A 21,831-nucleotide genomic window follows, 5' to 3' on the forward strand; every position below is an offset into this window, starting at 1 on the left:
GTCCGACAGTTTCACGCTGTCAATGCTCCGGGACCCAAGGGGGTCCTCTTTCAGGACGGACATCAGGTATTCCCGGCCCTTCACGGTGCTCCGCTTGACATTTTTCCTATGGCTGTTCTGCCGGGCGTAAAGCTGGCAGACCGTCATCTTCTTGCCGATGGTGTCGATCCCATCGTTAATGTCACGCAGGATCTCCTTCACCTTCTCACGGAGCGAAACATCGTCCCGCTTGCCCGTGGGGGTCTTGTCGGTGGGGACCAGTTTCCAGGCATACACGAATTGAGTCTTTCCGCAGGCGTCCGTGTACTTGTAAGCGTATCTTCCGTCTTTTCTCTGGCTCTCTCCAGTTCTTAAAATTCGACCTTTGCTATCGCGTCTTTTCTCTGACATGATGTAAAGCTCCCTTCCATCGCTGGAATGAGCCTCGATATGGCAGCGGGGATCATTACCTTTGCGGCAATCGATGCAGAGTTCGATGTGGACGTTTCTTTTATTGTTTCTCTCAGCATATTCAAACCTATCAGAGTCAATAGAATGAAAGACAGAATACGAGAGATAGGCGCGATGTACTGAATTACGGTTTCCCCACATAAAAAGCCGAGAAGGGGCATAATTGACTGAAAGCCGCCAAAATACAGGCCGGTTACAATACACGCTTTTTTACATTGTCCTTGAATAGTTAATCCTTTGCCCACAGAAACGGCAAAAGCATCCATCGCAAGACCAACTGCAATTAAAAGCATTTCTACTCCGTTCAACTATGCCCCTCCTTCAGCTCCGATTTACACAGCCCAGCCAAGGCTCTCTTGCTGAATACGGAACAGCTTATGATACAGACCGTTCTTCTTCATCAGCTCATCGTGGGTTCCATGCTCTACCAACCGTCCATTGTCAAGAACAAGGATCTGGTCCGCATCCACAACTGTACGGAGGCGGTGGGCGATCATAATAACCGTTTTACCTTCCACCAGTTTGGCAATCGCCTTTTGAACCAAGACTTCATTCTCCGGGTCAAGGGATGCTGTTGCCTCATCAAGCAGAATAATGGGAGCGTTTTTCAGCAAGGCGCGGGCGATGGAAATACGCTGGCGCTCACCGCCGGAAAGGGTGCTGCCGTTTTCGCCGAGAACCGTCTGATACCCGTCCGGCATCTCCCGGACAAATTCATCACAATAGGCGGCTTTGGCAGCAGCAATTACCTGATCGTCTGTTGCGTTTGGATTGCCAAGACGGATATTGTTCATAACCGTATCATTGAACAGGGTCACATCCTGGAACACGAAGGACATATAAGACATGAGGCTTTCCGGCTCCATACTCTTGATGTCTTTTCCGCCCACGGTGATCTTACCCTGCTGGACATCCCAAAAGCGGGAAATCAGTTTGGAAATCGTGCTTTTACCGGAACCGGACGGGCCAACGAGGGCAGTTACGCTTCCCTGGGGGATTTTGCAAGAAACATCTTTGATGACATCTTCCTGATTGTAGGCAAAGGTCACATGGGAAAGCTCAATATCACAGTTCGGGACCGTTTTCCCTTCACCGTCCATTGCAGGAGTGGTGAGCAGGGTACGCATACGGCTTGTGACCACATTCAAATTCAGCAACGAGGACAAATTTGCCAGGATTGACAGGATCGGGCCGTAAATCCGTGTTACCATCAACAGGAACATAAGCAGCGGAAGAAGCTCGATCTGCCCATTCGTCAAGAGGATAGCACCGACAAAGATTGTGATACCAACGCCTGCCTGCAAAATCATACTGGCACTGGACATGAACACACCGACAGCCATTTCTACCTTGATGGCGATTTTTTTCATGGCAAGCAGAGCCTTATCCAACGCACTGAAATGAGAGCCGGACAGCCCGCAGGACTTGATGATCTTCATGCCTTCCAGGTATTCCTGTACCTGGTCAGAGGCAGCCAGCTTTGCGTCAACCTGCTTTTCAAACAGTTTCTTTTGATGGTTCCGACTGAGCCAGATAATGAGGAAGGCAATCGGAACCGTGATGAATACGCACAGAGCAAGCCGCCAGTCAAAGAAGGCCAGCAGGATGCAGGTCAGGGTCACCGTGATGCCGTTTGCAATCAGCGGAGGGATCGTGCTGCTGAGCAGGGACTCCATGCTGCTGCAATCTGCCATCATATTCGTGGTCAGTTCGGAAAGGTCCTTGGTGTTAAAGAAATTCATAGGGAGTTTCCGAAGATGCTCCGCAATCCGCAGCCGGGTCGTGTTTGACTCCTTATACGAGGCAATATAGGTTTTGCGGTAATCGTTTTTGGCGGCCAGAAATACCAGGATGGCCGAAACAATACCTGCGCCCCACAGCATCCAGATATGGTTCCACTGAATGGAGCCGCCACTGACAAAGGGTGTCAGAATTTCACTGAAAATCATAACAGTTACACAGAACGGCAGAAGCATAGCGAGGTTCGTCAATGTGCAGGCGAAGATTGCTTTTTTCAGATCTGCGTAACCCTTGTCTGATAAAAAGAGAGCTTTTTGTAATCTGCTCATAGTTACACCGCCTTTCCGCTGATTTTCCAGCCAATCGCTTCTGTATAGTGGTTCCACATCTGTGCATAGCGTCCGCCTGCGGCCACCAGCTCGTCATGTTTTCCTTCTTCGACCAGGTGACCTTTCTCCATGACGATGATCTTATCTGCATTGCGGATCGTGGAGAGGCGGTGTGCAATGATGATAACTGTCTTACCATGCATCAGCTTTTCAAAGGCTTTCTGGATCAGATATTCATTCTCCGGGTCGCTGAACGCCGTTGCCTCATCCAGCACGATGATAGGCGAGTCTTTGATAATAGCCCGCGCAATGGCAATCCGCTGGCGCTCGCCGCCAGAGAGGTGGATGCCTTTGGAGCCGACCACCGTGTGATACCCGTTGGGCAGTTTGGAGATAAATTCGTGGCATTGAGCCGCTTTCGCCGCCGCAATCACTTGTTCCTCACTGGCCGAAGGGTTGCCCATGCGGATATTATCCAAAATGCTCTGCTTGAACAGGAAAATATCCTGGAACACAAAGCTGACATGGTGCATCAGGTCATCCTCCGCCATATCTCGCACATCTACACCGCCGATGGTAATGCTGCCGGAAGATACATCCCAAAACCGGGAAATCAGATTGGCAATCGTACTCTTGCCACCGCCGGACGGGCCAACAATAGCCGTGATTTGTCCCTGCTTCGCAACGAAGGAAACATCCTCCAGCGCCTTTTCGTGTGTATCTCCCGTGTAAGAAAAGCTGACATCCTTGAAAGCAACATCATCATTGGCGGGTTTCTTGGGATGGCTCGTTTCCGGCATTTCGGGGATGTTCAGAATTTCATCCATCCGAGCTACGTTTCCATCAATCTGCATGAACGACTCGGAGATATACATGATCTTGTTCAACACGCCGGAAATTGCGGGTACAAAGAGCAGATAGAAAATGAAGGTCATGGCAAACCCAGCAAAATCATCCGACCTGGAGCCGATTAAAATTCCGACGGGTACAAGGATCAGATAAACATTATTGATGATTGTGGTGAAGGCGGGCATACAGTTCTGCCAGCCCAGGGAAAATTTCAGGACCCACTCTGTATATCCGGTAATCGCTTCTTTGAGCTTTTTGAAAGAGGATGCCGTCTGGTTAAATGCCTTCACAACCGACATTCCACGAACATACTCCACAGAAGCGTTGTTCATTTCCTCCAGGGCCTTTTGATACTTGCCCATGTTCTCTTTCATCTCGCCGCTGCCAAAGCCAATAAACTCCGCAACAAACGCCAGAACGATACCGACCAAAGAGGCAAGCCCGAACCGCCAATCAACGGCCAGTAAAATGATGACCATGACGATGGGGGCTGTGACAGACGCCACGAAATCCGGGAATTGATGGGCAATGAACCCTTCCACGCTCTCGATATTCTCATCCATGATTTTACGCAGGCGCCCGCTGCCGATGGTCAAATGATAGCCCAACGGAATTTTGGTGATATGGTCAGCGAACAAGACCTTCAGCTCGTACAGTGTGCCGAACGCCGCCATGTGGGAACTGAAAATAGCCAGAAAATATAACAGGATATTCGCCACGATCCCGGCGAGCGCCAGCCATCCATAATTCATGACCATCCCCATATCCAACTGGTCAAGGTTCGGAAAAACACCGATAATTGAGCGGATCATAAAATAGACCGCTATGTACGGGATGAACGAAGCAATGGCCGCCAGTGACGAAAGAACCGCAGCTAAGAATACAAGGCCCTTTCTGTCAGAAGCCAATTCCATGCATCGTGCCAAACCCGTCTTTGGTTTTGCCTGTTTCGACTTTGCGTTTGACATAGCATGAACCCTCCTTAAAAGTGAAAATGGCGAGGTTAGAAATTGCTAACCTCGCCATTCATTTTATCAACCTTTGAAATTGCCTGCTACTCCATACCTCTGTTCCGGCGCCAAAAATAGCCCAAAGATACCAGAGAGTTAGCCGCAACTATATCGTGCTTAGACAATGCCCGCCTTCTGGAAATGCTTTTTGAACACGCCTTTTGCAATCAAAGCGCCGACGATGCCTGCAACGAAGGTCACAACAGCAATGATGACTACCATTGTTCCATTCATAAAGCTATGTAGCTCCGTCAGATACTCGGCACTCACGCCGTTAGAGGTGGACATATCATCCACATAGCCGGTCATGATGACCATAGGGAGATAGGTGCCCAGCGCAAAGAATGTCATATAGACGGAATAACCAATGGTATTCAGCCAGAAGCTCTTGTAGTGGCCGGCGCGGGCCAGCAGCTCCGCAATTACGGCACCGGCAATAAAGCCAACGGCAACCGCCCATCCTGCGCCAATTAGAAACTCGATCAGGCTGATCACCACACCGCTCAAGAGAACGCTCCCAGCCTTTGGCACTTTAGCGCGCATCAGCATATAGATAATGCCTCCGGGAATTGCAGCAATGGCGCTCCCAAAGGCGAAAGTCACCACGGTAGCTGCGGAGGCAAAGATGCACACCATTACCACAGCAAAGAATAACACCGTAAAAATGCCCAGCGTGATAAAGTCCTTTGCTTTCATTTTGTCGGATGCCCCGACAGGTTTTGCTTGTTCACTCATACAGATAGCCCCTTTCTATTATTTGTATATAACTAAGATGAAGTCCTTTCAGCCACGCGAATGACACGGGAACAAATCTTCATCAGTAGTTCATTGTCATGGGAAATCACCAGGATGGCTTTCCCTCTTTTGGACAGCGCACTTAAAATTCCTGCAACGCTCTCCATGTTTTTGTAGTCCAAGCCGCTTGTAGGCTCATCAAAAATAAGTACCTCTGCATCCCGGAGTGCCGCAACGCCAATAGCGGTGCGCTGCTTCTGACCGCCAGAGAGGGACATTGGATGCCGCTCTTTATAAATTGTCAAATTCAGCTCGTCCAGAATATCATCTATTCGTTTTTCATCTTTATCCTTTTGGTCGGACAATGCCAGCAGTAGTTCCTGGTAAACGCTATCAGTAAACAGTTGATAGTCCGGGTCCTGCATGACAAGATACGCTTTCTTGATCCGCCGTTTACTTGGAACCGTACTGTTTTTGTATAGAACTTCTCCATGCAGTTCCTTTTGCAAACCACATAGGGTTCTGGCCAAAGTTGATTTGCCACAACCATTTTTCCCTACCACGCCGACAATTTCTCCAGGGTAGACACAAAAGTTCAGGTGCTGCGCCACGGGTTCTCCCTTTTCATATCCAATCGCCAGATCTCTGACTTCGACAGCCGGGGTATCGTTTCGAGAGGGTGCTGTTTCGGGAAGCTCTAACCTTGTAGGCGTATAGCTTCTAAGTCCCAGCGCCTTGATTTGCTCGGTACTGAGTAAAGCAAAATCACTGGCGGACCAAGATTGTTTCAGCTTACCATGCTCCATAAGGACAATGCGGTCGGCAATCCCATTCAAGAAGTAAAGGCGGTGTTCGGATACAATAATCGTTTTTCCCTGCGCCTTAATCAGCAAAAGTAGCCGTCGTAGTTCTTGAATGGCCTCCGGGTCCAGGTTTGAGGAAGGCTCGTCCAGAACAAAAATATCAGGGTTTAATGCGTAAACACTGGCAAATGCTATGGTCTGCTTTTGTCCGCCGGACAAGTCAAACAGGTTGCGATCCTTTAACTTTTCAATATGTAATTCCTGGATAGTCTGTTGGTAACGGTCCAGCATCACTTGATAGGGCATTCCCTTATTTTCCATACCAAACACAATCTCGCTGTCCGTATCCAGACTAAAAAACTGACTGCGTGGATTTTGGAAGACAGAGCCTATCTTGTCCGACAAATCGTGCGGTTGGATCGTGCGGGTATCAACTCCGTCAATGAGAACCGTCCCGGACATTTCCCCTTCGTAAAAGTGGGGAATAAGTGTATTTATCAACCTGGTCACACAAGTCTTTCCACATCCAGATTCGCCAGTAAGGACAACACACTCCCCTTTTTCAATCTGCAAATTAAAATTTTGCAGATTCTCCCGTTCAGCACCGGAATATTGAAAAGATACATGGTCAATATCAATCATCATCATATCCTCCCATATATCTGATATTTGCAGAAAAACAGCACCACAAAGGCAACGAGAAAGAAGAACAGTACCATCCAATCTTTAGCATGAACTTTTAGCTGAATGAACGAAGTCCGTTGCGCCGGATTATCAATGCCTCTCGTCACCGCAGAAGCAGATAATTCTTCTGCAATCGAAGCAGAGCGCATCACGATGGGGATAGCGATTGCCTCCAGAATGAGCATGGGGCGCGTGAATACATTTTTCCAAGAAAGGGCGATGCCTCTTAACTTCATCGCGTCATAAATATTGTGGATCTCCTCACTGAAAGTAGGAAAAAAGCGCAATACCATAGCGAATGTAATGGTAATGCTCCGAGGAATTTTTAGCGAGTACATGGCCGCAATCAATTCGCTGACTTTCGTTGTAGCGATAAAGGTTGAAGCAAAGAGTACCACGGGTATCATTACCCGGATAAACAATGTGAAGATCGACAAAATAGTTTCGATGGCCTGGGGAAGGAAGGCGCAAAGCTGCTGTATGGCCGCAATCACCACATAAAAGATGATGTATTTCAATACAATCTTTTTCTGCCCCATCAGGCACGAAAGAATACAGATAAAGGAAAAACACACGCTGCCAAGGACAAAATCTTTCAAGCCAAATACCATGAAGTTGATAAGTAAAAATAAAAGCAACTTGATTCGAGTATCTATGGTCAGCAGGGATACCACCTCCTAAATAAAAGCCGATGCGTTAGCATAAACTAACCGCACCGGCTCATTATATCTTTTTGCGTAAATTTTTTCTGCTCCATTCCTCTGGAAAGACCTGAAAAACAGCCCGTTCTTCCTATCTATTTTTTCCGGTAGTCTTTTGGGAGCATCCCATACACAGATTGAAACGCTTTAGCAAATTTGCTGGCATTGCTATATCCAAGTTCTAAAGCTATATCCCCGATTTTCATTTTATTTTCCGAAAGCCACTGGGCTGCTAAATTCATTTTGTATTTTTTGAGATAGGCATACGGTGTGTCCCCATAGATATGGGAAAACACCAGATGAAAAACGGAGAGGTTCAAGTGTGCCTCTTTTGCCAACTGCTCCAGGGAAACTTTCTCATCCAAGTGAGAAATAAGGTATTCTCGAATAGCTTTTGTAGTCTGTATCTGCTTCTTATCAAAATATTTTAGATCGCACCCGTTGACTTGTGTCAGCTGATCCATGTGATACAGAAGCTCGATGGCCTTGATTTTGAAATAGCCGATGGGCTCCATTTCTGCCGCAGTATACAATTCTGAAAAAAGATGCTTTAATTGTGGCGGGGTCTCACTGACATACCATCTTGTTTCTATTCCCAGTGTAGTTCCGATCTTATCAAGATCAATGGGAATTGTCTGCATCATCCGACGCGTTCCGACCGAAAGTGCCTGCCGGTCTATGACAAGACTGACTCCATAATATTTTCCCAGCGGAAAAGAAAAAGAAACCGGCAAATGCTCTGTTGCTGCAACACTAAAATAGCCCTCTGGCAAATACGACACAGTATGATTAGCGAATTCACATTCATACCGGCCGGTCTGGCAGTGCGTGATCTGAATAATATCTGGATTAAACTTTTGTGTTTCCATAGACTCATCTGATTCAAAATCGAGGAAACAAAGCTGTATTCCCTCAAACAGATTATAGTTTTTTACAATTCCCCGGCCTTTGCAGCCATAATCTACGACTACACGATCATCACTTTGCGCCAGAACTTTGGCCTGCATACCGTACCAGTCTTGATTGAAACTGGCATTTCCCATTATCCTCACTCCAATCAGTTAGTTATAACTTACTGATTTTATAATAACACACGCCTGGACAAAATTCAAGAAAATAGCCCATTTATAAAAAGTATTTTCTTGAATGTTCGGCCAAAATCTCCGTTTCAAATTGTAGTATTAGTAGAGGGAGAATACGAGGGTAGGATTACGATAGCAAGCACAGCCAGTGAGTACCCACTGGCGGATTTTTGATTTAGGGGGACCCCTGCCCCTAAATCGAAAAATTGCTTGCTGGGATAGTCCCAGACCCTTATGGAAACGGAGGCGGCGCAGCATGGCAAACCGAAAGCGGAATATCCAGATGAAGTTTTGGGTGACAGAGGAGGAAAAGCGGCTCATTGAGGAGAAAATGGCCCAGCTCCACACAAAGCGGAGCGGCGCCTATCTCCGCAAAATGGCGATTGATGGGTACATCATCCAGGTGGACACCACCGACATCAAGGAGATGACCCGCGCCCTCTCCGCCATCGGCCAGAACATCAACCAGATCGCCAAGCGGTTGAACGCCGGCGGTCCGGCCTACCAGGCCGACATGGAGGAGATCCGGGAGAGGATAGAGCAGATATGGCAGTTACAAAGACGCATCCTATTAAGTCAACGCTGAAAGCGGCCATCGACTATATCTGCAATCCCGATAAGACAGATGGGAAACTGCTGGTGTCCTCCTTCGGCTGCTCCGCCGAGACCGCCGACATCGAATTTGCCTGGACCCGCCGCCATGCCATCGACAAGGGCACGAACCTGGGCCGGCACCTCATCCAGGCGTTTGAGCCTGGGGAGGTCACGCCGGAGGAGGCCCACCGGATCGGCATGGAGCTGGCGCGGGAGGTCCTGGGGGGAAAATATGAGTTTGTCCTCACCACCCACATAGACAGGGATCACGTCCATAACCACCTGATTTTCAATGCGGTCAGTTTCCAGGATCACCGGCACTACCACTCCAATAAGCGGAGCTACCATGAGATCCGCCGCACCAGCGACCGAATCTGCAAGGAGCATGGCCTGTCCGTCATCGTCCCAGGCCGGGACAAGGGCAAGAGCTACATCGAACACCAGGCGGAACAGAACGGCACCAGCTACAAGGCGAAGCTGCGCTCCGCCATCGACCGGCTCCTGCCCGGCTGCGCCGGCCTGGAGGACCTGCTCCGCCGCCTTCAGCGGGAAGGGTACGAACTGAAACGGGGCAAGTACATCTCCGCCAGGGCACCGGGCCAGGAGCGGTTCACCCGATTGAAGGCCCTGGGCGCCGACTACGCAGAGGAGGCCCTGACCGCCCGGATCGCCGGCAGGCCCAGCCCCTCCCGCCAGCCGAAGCAGCGCACCGGGAAGCCCAGCCTGCTCATCGACATCCAGAACAATATCAAGGCCCAACAGAGCGCCGGTTACAAGCATTGGGCAACCATCGAGAACTTGAAGCGGGCGGCGGAAACGCTGAACTTCCTGACGGAGCATGGCATCGGAAGTATGGAGGATCTGTCCGAGCGGTGCGACGGGGCGGCGGCCGCCACCGCCAGGGTGAAGGCGGACCTCCGGGCAACGAAGAAAGAAATGGAGCGGCTGACCCTCACCATGAAGCACGCCGCCACCTATCGCCAGCTCCGTCCCCTGTATGAGGAATACCGCCAGTCCAGGGACAAGGAGAAGTTCCTCCGGGGGCATGAGGGCGAAATCATCCTGTTTGAGGCGGCGGCAAGAGAGCTGAAACGCCTGGACGCTGTACCCCTGCCCGCCACCAAACGGCTCCGGGCCGAGATGGACGGGCTCACCGCCAGGCGGACCGCCCTGCAATCGGAATATCGGAAGGCCCAGCGGGAGGAGCGGGAGTACGACACCCTCCGCCAGAATGTGGAGGCCCTGCTGGAAAAGCCAAGGGAAGCCGAACCGCAGAGGCAGCGGAATCACGAACTGGAATAGGTAGGATTGTGCGCTTTGCCGGACTTTTCAAAGGCCCCTGGGCGCAGTCAGATTTTCCCGGTATAATGGAGACAGGAATGGAGGTGCTGCCAATGACGAGAACCGAGGCCGTCAAGGACTTTTTCAAGAAGGCGGTTTTGCCCGTCGCCATCGCCGGGCTGCTGTACTGCATTTTCAAATCCGCCTGCATCAGGAATGGAGAGCTGGATCTTCTCTGGCTCTGGATAGCGTCCAGCCCCGGACGCTTGAAAGTCGTTCCCCGCACTCCATCATCGGTGAAGTGCCGGATATTCGTAAAGCCGTTCTTTTGCGCGTAGTCCTCCAAAATGCGCTTTTGGTTTTCTATCGACACGCTTTCCCCGGCTCGCTCATCGTCATGGGAAAGACGCTCGTACAGGGCTGTGATTTTTCCCTTGTCCGGCTGTTTCTTCATGGGGTGTAACCTCCTTTCTTGAGGGTGCGCGCTCCCTTTATCCTTATTGTAAATTACCATTCGGGTCAGTGACCACATAGGAGGAATGGCACTGGAGCAGGTTGGGCTTGACGAAAAACCTCGTCTTGCCGGAGCCGGAACCGCCGATGACCAGGATATTTTTGTTCCTTGCGTACTTGGGTTCCTTCGGGCGGCTCGACATGGTGATCCGCTCCGTTTGTGTGAGCAGGACGTTTTGGGAAAAGTCCTTGTCCATGTAGGGGGCGATGTCGGCCGGGGTGCCCCATCTGGCGCTCCCGTACTCCATGCCCTTGCGGTATTTCTTCGCGTTCTTGCCCTTGGAGTAGACCACCAGCCGGATCAGCACCGCGCCGGCGGCGCCCACACACAGATCCACCAGATGGAAGCTGGGCGCCAGACTGGCAAAGGCCGCCGAAAAGCCCTGCCCGATGTGGAGCAGCTTCTCCGAGGCGTCCGCCCCAGGGGAAAGCCTCACACCCTGGCAGAGCTTGTTAAAGAGATACACAAAGATGAGATACGGAAGGTTGCGGATGATCTGCTTTTTCAGCTTGTCGGTCATCGCGCCACCTCCCGGTCCTTGGCCTTGACCTTCTCCCGTTCCCGGTGTTTGGCCTTGGTCTGTTCCTGGGCCTGGGCCAGCCGCTCCCGGATGGTGGGGCGCTTCTCCCGGTTCAGGGTCATGGCGGTGAACTCTTTGAAGGCCGGCTGAAGCTGGTCCTTGTCCTTCGCCTTGAAGAACACATAGTAGTGCGGTGGGTCGGTTGTGGGGTCCTTTTTCAGGGCATAGTCGATGTCATACTTCTTCGCCACCGCCGAAAACGCCTTGATGTTCTGCTCCGTGATCTCGATGTTGGTCAGGGAGGCCCCATGCTGTTTGAGCTGGTGCAGGGTCTGTTTCCCCTGGTGTAAGCTGCGCTGGGAGGGCTTCTTCTGCATCTCCTCCAGCACCTTCTTCACGGCCTTTTGGAGCAGGTCCGCCGTCATCTTGCCGGTCTCCACCGAAAGAGAGACCACGCCCTGGGTGATTTCTTCCTGCACGCACATCACCTCCGATCTCCGCCGCCGTACATATCGTGGCTCACCAGGGAAGTGTAGTAGCTGTCGATGGTGGCCGGGGCGTTATACAAAGCGGCCAGCAGGTATTTCTTGATATTGCGGACATAGGTGGTGTTCTCCCGCATCCGGTCCAGCACATACTCGATGTGAGAGTTGTCCAGCTTCAGGAACCGGGACTTGACCACCTCCGCCGGGTAGTCGTCCCCGGCAATGCGGATGGTCTCCCGGCGGGAGCATACCGTGTCCACCATGAGCTCCACCAGCTCGTCCAGACGGTCCCGGTCAAGCTGACGGTTCTGGATGAGGCAGTCATACTCGATGTTCTCCAAAATGAGTTCCCGATAACTCTCACGCTCCTGCATCCAGTCCCGTCCTTTCCGGTCCGAGCCCCTGGGGGTTTGGGGGATTGATAGGACAGGATTTGATCCTTCCGTACTTGATAGATCTTTTTTTGATTTTTCTTTACTTGATCTATTAGTATTTAATTGTGCGGGGTTTTCCTGTTCAGGTTCTCCCAAGACAGGTAAAGCCTGTTCAGGATTATCCAGGACTGGATTTTCCCGTTCAGGTTTTTCCGGTTTAGGTTCCGGCGGTCTGGGCTGCTCCAGGATGGTGTACTCGATGGCGCCGAGCTGGCCGTTGGGGTTGCGGACCCGCTGACGGATCACATAGCCGTGTTCCTCCAGCTCCCGCACCCCGGCGCAGATACTGTCAACGCCATCCTTGCAGATCCGGGCCAGCCCCTTGGTGGTATAGTCCCACTCCTCCGGCAGGGAGAGCATGAGGGAGAGAAGGCCCTTCGCTTTCAGCGAGAGCGACTTGTCCCGCAGGTGATGGTTGGACATCACCGTGTAATCGCGGGTTTTCTCAATGCGGAATACCGCCATGTTGGATACCTCCTTCCTTCGGTTTTGAAAAGTGTTCGTTTCGGCGGGTTTACGCCCCCATATCACCGCCCGGCCTCCCATAAGGGAAAGGATATGGGCGGCCTCGTTTGCGCCGCCCACAGGCGAAAAAACAGGGGATTTCCCACCCGTATTCATACAGTTTTGCGTACCCCCGGCAGGGCATAAAAAAACGCCACAGGTTTGTGTTACCCATGGCGTTGCCCCGGCAGATGGCCGGTCTGTATTCAGTTATATGGTCACGGGGCGGAGGCCCCGATTGACGGGTGCTGTATCCGTATCTTGGCATTTCGTGGTCTTTCAGCGTGTCAAGGCTCACTCAACAGTAGTAAAATCGTAGTAAATGAGATGGTTTTGACCTGTCTGAAATGCCCGTGGATACAGTGTTTTCAAGGGATAATCAGATTTTGGCTTGATTTTTGGGTAGAAAATCTGTATACTGCGTTTATGCTCTTGGCAACACCATGGCAACAAAAAATCAGATAGCCATCACTATCTGAATAATGAAAAGAATGACAATATCATGAACTAAATCCCATAAGCAAATCTGTTTAGAAAACTTCTGACAGGAGCGTTTGAGAGTCGTGTTGTTTTAGATGGGAATTGCATGTTCCGGAATTGGCAAGCATACAGCTATATACTATAACCATGAAGCCCAGGGAGTACATGCTCCCTGGGCTATCCTTTTATCTGGAGGTATGGTTATGAACGTACTACTGGTCCCACCCCTGGAGCCGCCCCGGACGGTCGAGTTGGACAACACCCTGGAGGCCATGCAGCAGGCGGTAGGAGGCCCCATTCAGGCGGTCTACCCCTTTGAGGAGCCGGTGGCCCTCATCTGCCACGAGGAGGGCAAGCTGGTCGGTCTGACCCTCAACCGCTGTCTGCGGCTGGACAACGGGGAGATCTACGACATTGTCGCAGGCACCTTCTTCCTGTGTGCCGCCACGCCGGACAGCGAGGACTTTGAGAGCCTGACGGCGGAGCAAATGGAACACTACCGCCGCCGTTTTGACCGACCGGAGATTTACCTATGATGGAGCGGCTTATGGAGGACGGCTTCCGCTACGGGGAGCCGGTGTACACCCAATGCTCAGAGGAGATGATGGCCTTGTCAGAGGAACTGCGCAAACAGTTGGACCAAGAGACTGCCGCCCTGCTGGACAAGTTGGAGGATGTCTTTGTGAAGCGGGAAACGGCTTCTGTGGAGGGGGCCTTCCGGGAGGGCGTCCGGGTGGCCATTCTGCTGGCACTGGATCTCTTTCCGCCATCCGGATCGTCCCAAAACTAAACTACATACTATAAACTACGATGGCCTCGGGGAAAGCCCCGGGGCTTTTTTGCGTTTTAAAGGAGGAATTTCTATGAAAGAACTGCACACCTGCGAGTTCTGCGGCGCCGCTCTGCCAACCGAGCAGCTGTACCACTTCGACGGCCAGGACCTGTGCGCCCAATGTCTGGACAACCATACCCTGTTCTGCCGCCACTGCGGGGAGCGGATCTGGGAGAGCGACAACGCGGGTACATCCGATATGCCCCTGTGCCAGAACTGTTTTGACGACCACTACACCAACTGCTGCCGCTGCGGCTCTCTCATCCGGGAGAGTTCTGCCTACTATGAGGAGGGGGACGAATATGACGAGCGGCCCTACTGCCTGGACTGCTTCCATACCCTGTCCCGGGACAAGCCCATCCATGACTATTACTACAAACCGGAGCCTATCTTCCAGGGAGAAGGGCCCCGGTTTTTCGGTGTGGAGCTGGAGCTGGATCAGGGCGGCGAGGAGGCGGACAATGCCCGGGATCTGCTGGATATCGCCAATGCCAACCATCCACTGATGTACATCAAGCACGATGGCTCCCTGGACGACGGCCTGGAGCTGGTGACCCACCCCCTGTCCCTGGACTGGCAGCTCCACACCATGCCCTGGGATATGATCTGTAAGAAAGCCCTGGCTCTGGGCTACCGCAGCCATCGGGCAAACACCTGCGGCCTCCACATTCATGTAAGCCGCACTGCTTTCGGGATTACCCAGCAGGAGCAGGACCAGGCCATTGCCCGGGTGCTCTACTTCTTCGAGAAGCACTGGGAGGAGCTGCTGAAATTCAGCCGCCGCACCCAGCGGCAGCTGGAGCGCTGGGCAGCCCGTTATGGCTACAAGGAGCACCCCATGGACATTCTGGACTTCGCCAAGAAGGGCTACCACGGGGGACGGTACACCTGTGTCAATCTGCAAAACCCGGATACGGTGGAGTTTCGGATGTTCCGGGGCACCCTGAAAACTAACACCATTCTGGCTACGCTGCAGCTGGTGGACCAGGTCTGCAGCTGTGCGGTCTGCCTCAACGATGTGGAGCTGAAAAGCCTGGCCTGGACCTCCTTTGTGTCCGGATGCCGCCAGCCGGAGCTCATCCAGTATCTGAAGGAACGGCGGCTCTATGTGAATGAGCCGGTAGAAAGCGAGGAGGAAGCCTGATGTGCTGTTTGTTTGGAATCATGGACAACAACGGAAATCTCACCGGTAAACAGAAGACCAAACTTATCCGGGCACTGGCAGCGGAGAGCGAGGCCCGGGGGACGGATGCCGCCGGTATCGCCTACAACAGCGGCGGCAGACTCCAGATCTGCAAGGGTCCCGGCCCCGCTCGCAAACACCGCTTCTTCGTGCCGGGGGACGCCAGGGTGGTGATGGGACATACCCGAATGACCACTCAGGGGGATGCGAAATATCCCCAGAACAACCACCCCTTTGCGGGAAAGGTGGGCAGGCTGCACTTTGCCCTGGCCCATAACGGAGTTCTGTACAACGACAGGAGCCTCCGCAACAGCAGAAAGCTGCCCCAGACCCGCATCCAGACGGACAGCTATGTGGCGGTGCAGCTGCTGGAACAACAGGGAGCCCTCACATCGGACAGCCTGAGCGAGATGGCTGAGACGGTGGAGGGCTCCTTTGTGTTTACAGTGCTGGACCATAAGGACCGGCTGTATCTGGTGAAAGGGGACAACCCACTGACCATCTGGCATTATCCCCGGCCGGGACTGTACGTCTACGCCTCCACTCTGGCCATCCTGCGGCAGGCGGTGAACCGCACCTGGCTGGCCGGGGAACCGTTCCGGGAGGTGCCGGTTTCGGACGGAGAGATCCTGAGATGGGACAAGCATGGCCTGACCACGGCTGGGCACTTTGCGATAACCTATCCCATCTATCGCCCATGGCATCCCTGTACCCGCTCGTATCAGCCGGACCGGAGCTATCTGCATACCTTGAAGAACATCGCCTCTGCTCTGGGCTATACGCCGGAGGACATCGACGAGCTGCTGGAGGCGGGGTATTCCACCGATGAGATCGAGGATGAGCTGTACGGGATCTCCAGCTGGCAGGGGTATCGTTAGGGTATACCCCAGTGAGACAGTAAAAAAGATTCCCAATAGGGTCGGTTTCGGACATTTGAGACGTCTCATTTGTCCGACCCGCCCTATTGGGACTCGTTCTGTCAGATCAGCTTTGCCAGTAGCCCTTCAAAGAGAGGCAGGTAGCAGGTTTGAATCCGCCGGAAAATCTGGTCGGCGGTGTTCTCATCGTAAATATGGGAAGTCATATTGCGGTCGTTGAGCAGGCCGATCCATCCGTCGCTGTCGGAGATCAGACCGTCCGCAAAGGCCTGCCGCATCACTGCCTTGGGGCTGTTCAGTTCCACATGGCCCTGGTCCAGCAGCCACTCTCTGGTAGTCTTCCAGGCCAGCTCACAGGTGAACTCAAACCGCTGGATGATACCGTCCCGGGCCAGCTGCGGATCGGAGGCGGATTCGTATCCCGCAAGGCCCTCCTTCAGACGAAGCAGGGCGCTCTCAAAATTCTCCCGTTTGATCGTAAACTTGTCCATCAGGATCACTCCGTCCTTTTTCATGTTATCCAACAGCGCCTGGGATGTGTGGTCGTCCACAAACACCACATCGATCTTATGGAGGCTGGGAAGGTCGTCCACCGCATTCAGCAGTTGAGGCTGACAGGCAGCCGGGACCCCCCAGAGGGCAAAGTCGTAGTCACTGTCCGGGCGGAAATTCCCTCTGGCCCGGGAGCCAAACAGGCACAGCCGCTGGGCATGATAGCGCTCCGCTACCGCTTTCATCTCTTCGATCAGGCGATCCATCCGGCTCCCTCCTCTGCGTTTGTGCTCCTCTATCTTAGCACAGAGAAGCGCACACAACAATACAAGAAAAGTATACCACAGAATAAAACAGAAATCATGTTGAAGGGAGAACGATCCCGCAATGAAAATCGGATATATCAGGGTAAGCACCCAGGAGCAAAACACCTTGCGTCAGGAGGTGCTGATGGAGGCACTGGGTGTGGACCAAATCTATATTGATAAAATGAGCGGCAAAAACGCTGAGCGGCCCCAGCTGAAAGAGATGATGTCCTACGTCCGCCGGGGAGATACCGTCATCGTGGAGTCCATCAGCCGCTTCGCCCGCAACACGAAAGACCTGCTGGAACTGGTGGAGCAACTGGCCGCCAAGGAGGTGGTCTTCATCTCCCAGAAGGAGGCCATCGACACCGCCACCCCCACCGGGAAATTCATGCTCACTGTGTTTGGCGCGGTGGCCGAGCTGGAGCGGGCGTACCTCCTCCAGCGTCAGCGGGAGGGGATCGATATCGCCAAGACCCAGGGGAAATACAAGGGACGAAAGCCGATACAACCGGACGATTTGGATGCTGTGATCGACCAATGGCGCGCTGGCCACATCACAGCCGTGCAGGCGATGAAGAAGCTCGGGATGAGCAAGGCGACCTTCTACCGGCGCATAAAGTGCATTGTTCCGAAAAAGAAATCCGGGAAATCCGGGAAAAATCCCGGATTTCCCGGATAGTTTACTTGATTTCGCGCTGCAAAATAACTTCCAATCCGGATTTGAGTTTCTCTGCAAGTTCTTCCCGCAGCAATGATAACGCCAGATATTCTACGATGCAAGGGCGCAGATAATTTCGCATATCTTGATTGCTGACATCAGGAAGTTTATCTGGCAAACCGGAGTTTGCAATATGCATTGCCGGATTCTCTCGGTGAAGCAGATCGTCTTCACCCAGAGAACGCTTTTCTGAGAGTGTGCTCATTTCGCGCAGTGTTTCCAAATACAGGGCCTCACGCGATTGGACCTCTGCCTCTTGTTCGGCGGCTTTGCGTAGGATATTTCTTTTCAACCTCCTCTTTTCTTTTGCAAGAAAACTTTGATGCGTCATAAGCCAGTCTCGTATCTGCAAATGGATCTCAACGCGGCCTTTGCTGTCATACTCTTCTCTCTGTGGCCCAAACCAGGGATATGACTTCAAGATTGCTGGGTCGAAATGCACCTGCTTGTCTGTATATAAGCACACAGCTTGGTAGGCTTTCATCACAGGTAATTTTAAAAATTCTGGATCCTGAATCCGATCCAATGGATAGTTTGTCAGTATTAGGAAGAGTTCCCGTTGTAGATTACGGGATTTTCTATCAGTAGGGACTACACTCTGCAGTGCAGTAAGAAGGTCACAATAATAATTAAGGTTTTGCTCCCCAAAATTTAGCTGTGAAAGATCAAATTCGCAGACACGCTGATCCCATTTTGTGTCTGCAAGTAGATGTCGCCCTTTGGTCAGATAGAGAAACCATACGAGTGCAGAAATTTGGTACCTTGCGCCCTTTCGCTTATCAATAGCAGATAATTTTTGAAAGAGAAGAGTAGCGATCTCACAAGTATGTTCAAAGTCTTCTGTATCTGCATGATCTGAGGACTTGAGAGACTCTTTTAACTGATTTTTGATAAAAAGCGGTAGCGGCCGGGAGTGTGCGGGTCGACTTTCAGCTTTGTCAAAGTCAAATCCCTGATGTAAAAGGTGTTTGATCTCAGCCTTCAGTTTGACCAGTTGGTTCAAGCGATTATTCGAAAGGAAAGCTTTTTTTAAAGCTTCTTTTGCTTGAAGCATCTCTTGATATCGCTGCCAGATCGTTTCGTTGATAGCAGGATAATATTTCGGTGCTCTGCTTGTGATGTGAGGCCACCGATGCTCGGCAGTGCAATAAGCGGGGATCCAGAGATATATGGCGGATTCATACTGGATATCAGTAAGTGGCTCTTCCGTAAACTGGTTCAATACGGTCCTGGCATCCTTGCCAAAGAGATAGTGCCTTTCCTCTTCGTCGCGCCAAAATATTTCTTTGACAGTTTTGTGCTCATCGCTACATTGGTTGACTAAATTTACAACCAACGCTAATGCCCATTTGAGCGGGATATCAGGATATATATTCCGAATAGAATACCATGCCCTAGTAACATAATCTATATTCCTAAATATTTTAGGATCCGTTATGACATTCATCTCGCGCAATATCTTTTCTGTTTCCGAATAGCAATATCTATCAGAAAAATATTCTCTGCGTTTTGTATTGGCGTAACATTCCATATTGTGATAGGCCAAATTATTTTCTGATGTAACAAGGCGCTCCCTGTCATCAGTATAAAGGATCCCGTCTTCACTCAAGAAAGTGAAATATATATCAAGCCGCTCCTCAAACGAGGCGTTTGTATAGTCTCTCAACCATCTCTCAAAAGAAAGTAATTTATCACATAACGGAGCTTTCTGCTTGATTCGTTTGGGAAAATCACTGATCAGATCATAGACTTCTTGGTATCGAGGATCCGTTTGAAGAATTGGCGTATTATTCAGCATCGTCTGTGCCCTGGCCGACGGTGTTAGTCTCCTCATTGCCATAAAACCCATCCTAACCTTTGCTGCACATATAGAGGTCGTCAGAATATGCAACTATAAATAATAAAAAACGATCATACAGGAAAAATATTTCGGTACAGAAAAAATGTTTCGGTTTTACCGTCTCCTATTTGCAAATGCGCCATTAAGAGCCGATTTATGTACGATATAGACAAACCAAGTAGAGAGGACTGTCATAATGTTCCAATAAATCCCAAGCGCAAAACAAGCCACGATAAAGAGTTTAAAGGTGCAAAAAATGGAACTATATAAAGAAAAATGAAACAATTTTTGATTTTATATTCCCGTATTTGCAGATTCGAGAATTAGGGGGACATTCGGTACAATGGAGGCAGACCAAACGGAAAGGAGCAGATACCATGTTCGAAGGTTTTACGACCGAGAAGCAAACCACTATGTCCCCCAGCCTGGGCATAAAAGCAGTGAGGCCCTACATCGAGTGGGGGACGTCCCAAAAGTCCAAGCAGCGGAAAAAAACCAAAAAGAAGGCCAAGAAGGGAGGGAAGGCACCGAAGCACGCTGAAATCAATCGGGAACTGATCCCCCACTTTTACCAAGCTATCGCTGTGATGGACCGTACCAATCAGAGGCTGTGCGAGCTGCTGGAGCGGTCCTTGGAATCCACAGAGGACAACAGAAGGGGTGTCTGGATGAATGGCAAACTTTATTGGATCCGCCGCAACCTTCTCTCGGACTGGGAGGTGGTTTTGTGAGTGGAATCGGAACCTGTCGTGACGGCAAACGGCTATGCAATTTCGATTTTACGGTCACCCAAGTCTATCGCTGGGCGGATGGACCGAACTGTGGGCACCTGGCGTTCATTGACCTGAATTTGCGCTCGGACGCTGGGTGCTATCAGGAACGGATTCCGGCGGAGTGCATCGCCAAGCTGGAGTTTCTGAAGCGGCATCCCGATCTCTGTCTCTATCGGGGCAGTTACCGGGATGAGCTCTCCGCCTGCCTCTCTGAGGGCATCTCGAAATATCTTCAGAAAAAGAAAGGGGGTCTTGCCTTCAGCCAGACAGGGCTGCACCGGTTGGAGAAGAGAGTCGTATTCGTAGCCGGGGACCGGCTGATCGGAGGAGGTGAGATCGACGCGGTCTTTTCACCGGACATTGCCTGCCTGCATTTGGAGCCGGCCCGGTATGAATCGGGATGGCAGGCAGAGGAACTGTTGAACCGCCTCCAGGCCAACGGCCCGGTTGCCATCCCTGTCTTCGCATTCGGGATCCTGACCGCACTCCAGAGCCTGGTTCTGGAGTGCGGGATCCCGCTCACCAGTGTACTCTACGTCAGCGGACGGTCTGGGCTGGGAAAAACCGAGACCGTGAAGCACTTTTTCGCGGTGTACGACCAAGGCGATACCGGCCGCCCTGCGCTCATTACCGAGGCGGGAAGCACCATGGCCGGCTTTCGGGAAAACCTGCGAGCGGCCCGGGATCTGCCTGTTGTGCTGGACGATCTGTGCCTCTCAACAGGAAAGAATGCCCAGCGCAAAAGGTTGGAAATTGGTGCGCAAGCCATCCGGGAGGCCTCCAACAAGGGGGCCGTACGGACCAAAGCGGGCGAACATGGGTTAATTCCATCCACTGAGGCCGGGGTAGCCATCACGGCAGAGTTTGACATGGAGACGATCTCCGATGTGACCCGCTGTATCATCGTACCCCTGGACCATCCCATGAAAGGCGGGCGGACAGATGACCGTATCATTGCCGCGGGGGCTTTGTCCGCCTTCCTGGAATGGTTTGTTCCCCGGTATGAGCAGGAGGCACAGCTGCTGCGGGAGCGTTACCAAGCCCAAATAGAAGCGAAGCGTCTGAGTCGGTTGGATACCGGGCTGTTCTGCCTGCGGTGGGCCTTTGAGCGTTTCATGCGCTTTGCTGTGGAGACAGGTGCGACAAATGAAACCGGTTACGGTGAGGCTATCGGTTTCTTTGATCAAAGACTGGAGACCTGGAACAAAAAGCAACGGCAGATCCTGGACCGCATCGAATCCACGATCCCAAAAGCGTCCATCCCACGTCTGCTGTTGTTGGGGATCCAGCACCAAGAAATCCCCGTGAAGCAAAAACTGAAAAAGCTGAAGGAGGGCTACGCGGTCATCCAAGGCCAGGAACTGTTACTCCCGCCCGGCCTGGCAGAACAGTTCATCTCGGCGCAGGATGGATATCGGGGGATCAGCCGGAATAGGATAGGGAGAGAGCTGAAGTCTGCCGGGGTGCTGGTCACACACGAGAGGGACAACGCCAACACAGTAAAAGTAGCAAAAGGATTTCCCAGGGTCTACCATATCCGACTGGACCGGCTGGAAGAAGCTGCACGATCTTGAGACAGGAGGAGATCGATTTGAAGGTAGTACATCTGCAT

General features: G+C 51.8%; 22 protein-coding genes and 1 pseudogene. 10 read left to right on the forward strand and 13 right to left on the reverse strand.

Annotated features, from left to right (window positions below; all coding sequences use genetic code 11):
* The 8 genes from B5G34_RS16360 to B5G34_RS16395 all read right to left on the reverse strand — a co-directional run.
* Positions 1 to 390 (reverse strand): integrase DNA-binding domain-containing protein (locus B5G34_RS16360; RefSeq protein ID WP_204245973.1); only part of this gene is annotated, 390 nt, incomplete at its 3' end.
* Positions 351 to 758, reverse strand: coding sequence for a manganese efflux pump (locus B5G34_RS16365; protein ID WP_087340070.1), 408 nt, complete (start codon positions 756 to 758; stop codon positions 351 to 353). The genes B5G34_RS16360 and B5G34_RS16365, both read right to left, overlap by 40 nt.
* A 24-nt stretch (positions 759 to 782) precedes the next feature.
* A complete protein-coding gene (locus B5G34_RS16370; RefSeq protein ID WP_087340074.1) occupies positions 783 to 2,519 on the reverse strand; it encodes an ABC transporter ATP-binding protein in 1,737 nt (578 codons plus the stop codon).
* Positions 2,520 to 2,521: 2 nt separating this feature from the next.
* On the reverse strand, positions 2,522 to 4,336 hold the full coding sequence (locus B5G34_RS16375) for an ABC transporter ATP-binding protein (protein ID WP_087340077.1): 1,815 nt from the start codon (positions 4,334 to 4,336) through the stop codon (positions 2,522 to 2,524).
* Between the two features lie 159 nt (positions 4,337 to 4,495).
* Entirely contained in the window at positions 4,496 to 5,113 is a 618-nt protein-coding gene (locus B5G34_RS16380) for an MptD family putative ECF transporter S component (protein ID WP_087340081.1), read from the reverse strand.
* Between the two features lie 32 nt (positions 5,114 to 5,145).
* Positions 5,146 to 6,558 (reverse strand): energy-coupling factor ABC transporter ATP-binding protein, encoded by a 1,413-nt coding sequence (locus B5G34_RS16385; protein ID WP_087340084.1) that lies wholly within the window; start codon positions 6,556 to 6,558, stop codon positions 5,146 to 5,148.
* Between the two features lie 2 nt (positions 6,559 to 6,560).
* Entirely contained in the window at positions 6,561 to 7,274 is a 714-nt protein-coding gene (locus tag B5G34_RS16390; protein WP_087325443.1) for an energy-coupling factor transporter transmembrane component T, read from the reverse strand.
* Positions 7,275 to 7,396: 122 nt separating this feature from the next.
* The gene (locus B5G34_RS16395) at positions 7,397 to 8,344 is read right to left on the reverse strand and encodes an AraC family transcriptional regulator (protein ID WP_087340087.1); all 948 of its coding nucleotides are present in this window, start codon (positions 8,342 to 8,344) and stop codon (positions 7,397 to 7,399) included.
* A gap of 295 nt (positions 8,345 to 8,639) precedes the next feature.
* Here B5G34_RS16395 and mobC point away from each other — a divergent pair, with 295 nt between their 5' ends.
* From mobC to B5G34_RS16410, 3 genes are all read left to right on the forward strand, one after another.
* Positions 8,640 to 8,969, forward strand: a complete 330-nt coding sequence (gene mobC / locus B5G34_RS16400) for a plasmid mobilization relaxosome protein MobC (RefSeq protein ID WP_087340090.1) — start codon at positions 8,640 to 8,642, stop codon at positions 8,967 to 8,969.
* Positions 8,930 to 10,279 carry a relaxase/mobilization nuclease domain-containing protein gene (locus tag B5G34_RS16405; protein WP_087340094.1) on the forward strand — a complete coding sequence of 450 codons (1,350 nt, stop codon included), beginning with the start codon at positions 8,930 to 8,932 and terminating at the stop codon, positions 10,277 to 10,279. Before mobC ends, B5G34_RS16405 begins: the two co-directional genes overlap by 40 nt.
* A 92-nt stretch (positions 10,280 to 10,371) precedes the next feature.
* Positions 10,372 to 10,596, forward strand: a complete 225-nt coding sequence (locus tag B5G34_RS16410) for a DUF6050 family protein (RefSeq protein WP_162609509.1) — start codon at positions 10,372 to 10,374, stop codon at positions 10,594 to 10,596.
* On the opposite strand, the pseudogene B5G34_RS16420 reads toward B5G34_RS16410, so the two are convergent.
* The 3 genes and pseudogenes from B5G34_RS16420 to B5G34_RS16430 all read right to left on the reverse strand — a co-directional run.
* Positions 10,506 to 11,292 (reverse strand): annotated as a pseudogene (locus B5G34_RS16420) (type IV secretory system conjugative DNA transfer family protein); the annotation flags it as partial. The gene B5G34_RS16410 and the pseudogene B5G34_RS16420 sit on opposite strands and share 91 nt — an antisense overlap.
* Complete coding sequence (locus tag B5G34_RS16425) at positions 11,289 to 11,771, reverse strand: PcfB family protein (protein ID WP_087340140.1); 483 nt, start codon at positions 11,769 to 11,771, stop codon at positions 11,289 to 11,291. The gene B5G34_RS16425 and the pseudogene B5G34_RS16420, both read right to left, overlap by 4 nt.
* A gap of 5 nt (positions 11,772 to 11,776) precedes the next feature.
* Positions 11,777 to 12,676 carry a DUF6017 domain-containing protein gene (locus B5G34_RS16430; RefSeq protein WP_087340103.1) on the reverse strand — a complete coding sequence of 300 codons (900 nt, stop codon included), beginning with the start codon at positions 12,674 to 12,676 and terminating at the stop codon, positions 11,777 to 11,779.
* Positions 12,677 to 13,398: 722 nt separating this feature from the next.
* On the opposite strand from B5G34_RS16430, the gene B5G34_RS16435 reads away from it, so the two are divergent.
* The 4 genes from B5G34_RS16435 (at position 13,399) to B5G34_RS16450 (ending at position 16,088) form a co-directional block, all read left to right on the forward strand.
* Entirely contained in the window at positions 13,399 to 13,731 is a 333-nt protein-coding gene (locus tag B5G34_RS16435; protein ID WP_204245974.1) for a DUF3846 domain-containing protein, read from the forward strand.
* Complete coding sequence (locus B5G34_RS16440; RefSeq protein WP_087340106.1) at positions 13,728 to 13,985, forward strand: DUF6809 family protein; 258 nt, start codon at positions 13,728 to 13,730, stop codon at positions 13,983 to 13,985. The genes B5G34_RS16435 and B5G34_RS16440 overlap by 4 nt, the downstream gene beginning before the upstream one ends.
* 73 nt (positions 13,986 to 14,058) lie before the next feature.
* Positions 14,059 to 15,171, forward strand: a complete 1,113-nt coding sequence (locus B5G34_RS16445) for an amidoligase family protein (RefSeq protein WP_140397282.1) — start codon at positions 14,059 to 14,061, stop codon at positions 15,169 to 15,171.
* Entirely contained in the window at positions 15,171 to 16,088 is a 918-nt protein-coding gene (locus tag B5G34_RS16450; RefSeq protein ID WP_087340108.1) for a class II glutamine amidotransferase, read from the forward strand. The genes B5G34_RS16445 and B5G34_RS16450 overlap by 1 nt, the downstream gene beginning before the upstream one ends.
* 101 nt (positions 16,089 to 16,189) lie before the next feature.
* On the opposite strand, the gene B5G34_RS16455 is transcribed toward B5G34_RS16450, so the two are convergent.
* A complete protein-coding gene (locus B5G34_RS16455) occupies positions 16,190 to 16,846 on the reverse strand; it encodes an HI0074 family nucleotidyltransferase substrate-binding subunit (RefSeq protein ID WP_087340111.1) in 657 nt (218 codons plus the stop codon).
* A gap of 121 nt (positions 16,847 to 16,967) precedes the next feature.
* Here B5G34_RS16455 and B5G34_RS16460 point away from each other — a divergent pair, with 121 nt between their 5' ends.
* A complete protein-coding gene (locus tag B5G34_RS16460; protein WP_087340114.1) occupies positions 16,968 to 17,567 on the forward strand; it encodes a recombinase family protein in 600 nt (199 codons plus the stop codon).
* A gap of 1 nt (position 17,568) precedes the next feature.
* Here the strand turns inward: B5G34_RS16460 and B5G34_RS16465 are convergent, their stop codons facing one another.
* The gene (locus B5G34_RS16465; RefSeq protein ID WP_087340117.1) at positions 17,569 to 19,446 is read right to left on the reverse strand and encodes a hypothetical protein; all 1,878 of its coding nucleotides are present in this window, start codon (positions 19,444 to 19,446) and stop codon (positions 17,569 to 17,571) included.
* 377 nt (positions 19,447 to 19,823) lie between these two features.
* On the opposite strand from B5G34_RS16465, the gene B5G34_RS16470 reads away from it, so the two are divergent.
* Both B5G34_RS16470 and B5G34_RS16475 read left to right on the forward strand, forming a co-directional pair.
* Positions 19,824 to 20,177: a hypothetical protein gene (locus tag B5G34_RS16470; protein ID WP_087340120.1), complete on the forward strand. Its 354-nt coding sequence runs from the start codon at positions 19,824 to 19,826 to the stop codon at positions 20,175 to 20,177.
* Complete coding sequence (locus B5G34_RS16475) at positions 20,174 to 21,793, forward strand: DUF927 domain-containing protein (protein ID WP_087340124.1); 1,620 nt, start codon at positions 20,174 to 20,176, stop codon at positions 21,791 to 21,793. Before B5G34_RS16470 ends, B5G34_RS16475 begins: the two co-directional genes overlap by 4 nt.
* The last annotated feature ends 38 nt before the right edge of the window (positions 21,794 to 21,831 follow it).

This window comes from Flavonifractor sp. An82 (assembly GCF_002159265.1).
Taxonomy (GTDB): domain Bacteria; phylum Bacillota; class Clostridia; order Oscillospirales; family Oscillospiraceae; genus Flavonifractor.

Excerpts from the sequence above, each read along its gene's own strand:
- B5G34_RS16410 (WP_162609509.1), top strand. The coding sequence starts at position 10,372 with ATGACGAGAACCGAGGCCGTCAAGGACTTTTTCAAGAAGGCGGTTTTG.
- B5G34_RS16445 (WP_140397282.1), top strand. The coding sequence starts at position 14,059 with ATGAAAGAACTGCACACCTGCGAGTTCTGCGGCGCCGCTCTGCCAACC.
- B5G34_RS16380 (WP_087340081.1), bottom strand. The coding sequence starts at position 5,113 with ATGAGTGAACAAGCAAAACCTGTCGGGGCATCCGACAAAATGAAAGCA.
- B5G34_RS16465 (WP_087340117.1), bottom strand. The coding sequence starts at position 19,446 with ATGGCAATGAGGAGACTAACACCGTCGGCCAGGGCACAGACGATGCTG.
- B5G34_RS16430 (WP_087340103.1), bottom strand. The coding sequence starts at position 12,676 with ATGGCGGTATTCCGCATTGAGAAAACCCGCGATTACACGGTGATGTCC.
- mobC (WP_087340090.1), top strand. The coding sequence starts at position 8,640 with ATGGCAAACCGAAAGCGGAATATCCAGATGAAGTTTTGGGTGACAGAG.
- B5G34_RS16470 (WP_087340120.1), top strand. The coding sequence starts at position 19,824 with ATGTTCGAAGGTTTTACGACCGAGAAGCAAACCACTATGTCCCCCAGC.
- B5G34_RS16440 (WP_087340106.1), top strand. The coding sequence starts at position 13,728 with ATGATGGAGCGGCTTATGGAGGACGGCTTCCGCTACGGGGAGCCGGTG.
- B5G34_RS16405 (WP_087340094.1), top strand. The coding sequence starts at position 8,930 with ATGGCAGTTACAAAGACGCATCCTATTAAGTCAACGCTGAAAGCGGCC.
- B5G34_RS16460 (WP_087340114.1), top strand. The coding sequence starts at position 16,968 with ATGAAAATCGGATATATCAGGGTAAGCACCCAGGAGCAAAACACCTTG.
- B5G34_RS16385 (WP_087340084.1), bottom strand. The coding sequence starts at position 6,558 with ATGATTGATATTGACCATGTATCTTTTCAATATTCCGGTGCTGAACGG.
- B5G34_RS16450 (WP_087340108.1), top strand. The coding sequence starts at position 15,171 with ATGTGCTGTTTGTTTGGAATCATGGACAACAACGGAAATCTCACCGGT.
- B5G34_RS16435 (WP_204245974.1), top strand. The coding sequence starts at position 13,399 with ATGAACGTACTACTGGTCCCACCCCTGGAGCCGCCCCGGACGGTCGAG.
- B5G34_RS16375 (WP_087340077.1), bottom strand. The coding sequence starts at position 4,336 with ATGTCAAACGCAAAGTCGAAACAGGCAAAACCAAAGACGGGTTTGGCA.
- B5G34_RS16455 (WP_087340111.1), bottom strand. The coding sequence starts at position 16,846 with ATGGATCGCCTGATCGAAGAGATGAAAGCGGTAGCGGAGCGCTATCAT.
- B5G34_RS16370 (WP_087340074.1), bottom strand. The coding sequence starts at position 2,519 with ATGAGCAGATTACAAAAAGCTCTCTTTTTATCAGACAAGGGTTACGCA.
- B5G34_RS16395 (WP_087340087.1), bottom strand. The coding sequence starts at position 8,344 with ATGGGAAATGCCAGTTTCAATCAAGACTGGTACGGTATGCAGGCCAAA.